The organism is Luteimonas aquatica (assembly GCF_022662575.1).
GTDB lineage: Bacteria > Pseudomonadota > Gammaproteobacteria > Xanthomonadales > Xanthomonadaceae > Luteimonas > Luteimonas aquatica.
This window is the reverse complement of record NZ_JALBFU010000027.1, coordinates 1-4,333: the sequence shown is the minus strand read 5'-3', so window position 1 is coordinate 4,333 and position 4,333 is coordinate 1. Positions and strand designations below refer to the sequence as shown.

Sequence of the window (4,333 nt, the reverse complement as noted above, 5' to 3'; positions counted from 1 at the left end):
GGCCGACCGCGCCGACACGGTCTCCTTCGGCAGCGCCGGCAAGGAGCGTCAGCTGACCAACGTGGCGGCGGGCACCGAAGACACCGACGCGGTGAACGTGGCACAGCTGAAGGAGGTGGAGAAGACGGCGGAGAACACGGACCGCTTCTTCAAGGCGACCGACAGCGAGGACAGCGCTGTGGGCGCATATGTCGAGGGCGACAACGCCACGGCGGCGGGCGAGGCGGCGAACGCGATCGGCACCGGCGCCTCGGCGTTCGGCAGCGGCGCCAATGCCGCCGGCGACAACACCGTCGCGGTCGGCCAGAACAGCGCCGCCAACGGCGCGGGCAGCGTGGCTGTCGGCGGCATGGGCCAGGCCTACGACCAGTACAACCAGCCCATCGTCGACGAGAACGGCAATCCGGTGCTGATCGGCACCAACGCCGTGGAGAACGCCACCGCGACCGGCGCCGGCGCGCAGGCCACGGGCGAGGTCAGCAGCGCCTACGGCTACGGCGCGCAGGCGACGGGCGACCACACCTTCGCCGGCGGCTACAAGTCGCGCGCGGCCGGTGGCTACAGCACCGCGATCGGCGACGAGGCCTGGGCCAAGGGCGACGATGCCACCGCGATCGGCGCGGCTTCGTGGGCGACCGAAGAAGGGGCCACGGCCGTGGGTTCCTATGCCTGGGCCACCGGCGTCAATACCAGTGCCCTGGGCAACGGCGCCTGGGCCGACGGCGACGGCTCGACCTCCATCGGCTACAACAGCTGGACGCCCGGCGCGAACGCCGTGGCCGTGGGCCGCGGCGCCTTCGGCTACGAGGACTACAGCGTGGCGCTCGGCTTCCAGGCCTTCGGCAATGCGCTGCACGGCATCGCCATCGGCACCAACGCCTTCGTCGATGCCGAGAGCGGCGTCGCCATCGGTGCCGGCAGCCAGGCGCTGGCCGCCAATTCGGTGGCACTGGGCTCGGGCTCGCTCGCCGACCGCGAGAACACGGTCTCCGTGGGCACCGCCGGCAACGAGCGCCAGATCACCAACGTGGCGGCGGGCACCGAGGCCAGCGATGCGGTGAACCTGGCGCAGTTGCAGGAAGCCACCCAGGACAGCAAGTACTTCCAGGCCACCGGCAGCGCGGACAGCGATGCCGGCGCCTACGCCGAAGGCGACAACGCCACCGCTTCGGGCGAGGCGGCCAATGCCATCGGCACCGGCGCCTCGGCCTACGGCAGCGGCGCCAACGCGGTCGCCGACGCGGCGACGGCGGTCGGCTACAACAGCGTGGCCAGCGCGGCGAACGCGGCGGCCTTCGGCGCGAACGCGCAGGCGGTCGGCGAGTACTCGACGGCGGTGGGCGCCGAGAGCGAAGCCTCGGGCGAGCAGAGCACCGCCACCGGCGCGGCCGCGATCGCCTCGGGCGACGGCAGCGTGGCCAACGGCACGCTGAGCGAAGCCAGCGGTACCGAGTCCACCGCGGTGGGCTACTACAGCAGCGCCAGCGCCGACGGCGCGACGGCACTGGGCGCGGAAAGCGTGGCCTCGGGCGAGTCGTCCACGGCCGTGGGCCTGGCGGCGAACGCGAGCGAGATCGGCGCGACCGCGCTCGGCGAGGGCGCGCAGGGCACGGGCGCCTACAGCACGGCCAGCGGCGCCGAGTCGGTGGCGTCCAACACCCAGACCACCGCGACCGGTTTCCGCAGCGAGGCCTCGGGCCTGGGTGCGACGACCGTCGGCGGCTACAGCCTGGCCGGCGGCGATTTCGCCTCCGCGCTGGGTTACGGCGCCGCGGCGACCGGCACCGGCAGCACGGCGGTGGGCGAATCGGCGCAGGCGACCGGCGAGGAGAGCACGGCGGTGGGCGGCAGCACGTTCTTCGGGCTGATTCCGACCCAGGCCACGGGCACGGGCGCCTCGGCGTTCGGCAACGGCGCCTGGGCCACGGGCGAGCTGTCGACGGCGCTGGGCTACAACAGCTATGCGCGCGAGGAGAACGCCACGGCGGTGGGCGCGAACGCGTATGCGCAGGCGGGCAATTCGGTCGCGCTGGGCGCGGACTCGGTGGCCAACCGCGAGAACACGGTGTCGGTGGGCGACGCGGGCGCCGAGCGCCAGATCACCAATGTGGCAGCGGGCACCGAAGACACCGACGCGGTGAACGTGGCGCAGCTGAAGGAAGTGGAGAAGACGGCGGAGAACACGGACCGCTTCTTCAAGGCGACCGACAGCGAGGACAGCGCGGCGGGCGCGTACGTGGAAGGCGACAACGCCACGGCGGCGGGCGAGGCGGCGAACGCGATCGGCACGGGCGCCTCGGCGCTGGGCAGCGGCGCCAACGCGGTGGCCGACGGTGCGACCGCGGTGGGCTACAACGCCCTGGCGGCAGGCCAGAACAGCGCGGCGTTCGGCAACAACGCGCAGGCGACGGGTCCGGCGGCGGTGGCGGTGGGCGGGATCGCGGTGGACGAGAACGGCGATCCGCTGATCACCGTCGGCGGCGAGCCGGTGACCACGGGCGCGACCAGCGCGGGCGTGGGCGGCACGGCGCTGGGCGCGAGCGCGAACGCGGAAGGCTTCGCGGCGACGGCGGCGGGCGTGGGTGCCTACGCCACGGGCGCGCAGGCATCGGCGTTCGGCGCGGTGGCCAACGCGACCGGCGACTACAGCACGGCGCTGGGTACGCAGAGCGCGGCGACCGGCACCAACAGCATCGCGGTCGGCAAGTCGGCGACCGCGAGCGGACTGAACGCGGTTGGCGTGGGCTCCAGCTCGCGCGCGACCGGCGACAACAGCACCGCGGTCGGCGGTTCGGCCTGGGCCACGGCGGCCAAGACCACCTCGCTCGGCCAGTTCGCCTGGGCGACGCAGGCCGGGGCGACGGCGATCGGGCAGGACACGTTCGCCTACGCGGCCAATGCCACGGCGATCGGCGTGAGCGCGTGGGCCAACGGCGCCAACAGCGTGTCGCTGGGCGCGGGCTCGCGCACCAGCGAGGAGAACGTGGTGTCGGTGGGCAACGGCACGGGCAGCGGCGGCTATCCGGCCACGCGGCGCATCACCAACGTGACGGCCGGCGTCAATGACAACGACGCGGTGAACGTGGCGCAGCTGAAAGAAGTGGAGAAGACGGCGGAGAACACGGACCGCTTCTTCAAGGCGACCGACAGCGAAGACAGCGCGGTGGGCGCGTACGTGGAAGGCGACAACGCCACGGCGGCGGGCGAGGCGGCGAACGCGACCGGTACCGGCGCCTCGGCGTTCGGCAGCGGCGCCAATGCGGTCGCCGACGCGGCGACGGCGGCGGGCTACAACAGCGTGGCCGGCGCGGCGAACGCGGCGGCCTTCGGCGCGAATGCACAGGCCAGCGGCGAATACGCCACGTCGGTGGGCGCCGAGAGCCAGGCCTCGGGCGAGCAGAGCACCGCCACCGGCGCGGCCGCGGTCGCCTCGGGCGACGGCAGCGTGGCCAGCGGCGCGCTCAGCGAGGCCAGCGGCGTCGAATCGACGGCGGTGGGCTACTTCAGCAGCGCCACCGGCGAGACCGCAACGGCGGTCGGCGCGGAAAGCGTCGCCAGCGGCACCGAATCGGCGGCCTTCGGCTTCGGTTCGCAGGCGACCGGCGACTACGGCACGGCGGTGGGCGGCGGCGCGTCGGCGTCGGCGTTCAACAGCACGGCGGTGGGCAACCTCAGCGCGGCGTCCGGCGACAGCAGCACCGCGGTCGGCGGCGATGCGATCGCCTCGGGAACGAACAGCACCGCGGTCGGTTCCAGCATCAGCACGATCTTCGGGCCGATCGAAACGCAGGCCACCGGCGAAGGCGCCTCCGCCTTCGGCAGCGGCGCCTGGGCCACGGCGGACGGAGCCACGGCGGTCGGCTACAACAGCTGGACGGACCAGGAAAACGCCACGGCGCTGGGAACCAACGCCTTCGCGCGTGCGGAGAACGGCCTCGCCCTGGGCGCGAACACGAACGTCACCGCGGCCAATTCGGTCGCGCTGGGCGCAGGCTCGGTGGCCAGCCGCGAGAACACGGTGTCGGTGGGTGACGCGGGCGCCGAGCGCCAGATCACCAATGTGGCGGCGGGCACCGAAGACACCGACGCGGTGAACGTGGCGCAGCTGAAGGAAGTGGAGAAGACGGCGGAGAACACGGACCGCTTCTTCAAGGCGACCGACAGCGAGGACAGCGCGGCGGGCGCGTACGTGGAAGGCGACAACGCCACGGCGGCGGGCGAGGCGGCGAACGCGATCGGCACGGGCGCCTCGGCGCTGGGCAGCGGCGCCAATGCGGTGGCCGACGGCGCGACGGCGGTGGGCTACAACGCCCTGGCGGCGGGCCAGAACAGC

The 4,333-nt window shown here is 73.6% G+C and carries 1 pseudogene; it reads left to right on the top strand.

Annotation, left to right across the window (positions count from 1 at the left end):
- Positions 1–4,333 (top strand): annotated as a pseudogene (locus tag MD221_RS17340) (ESPR-type extended signal peptide-containing protein); the annotation flags it as partial.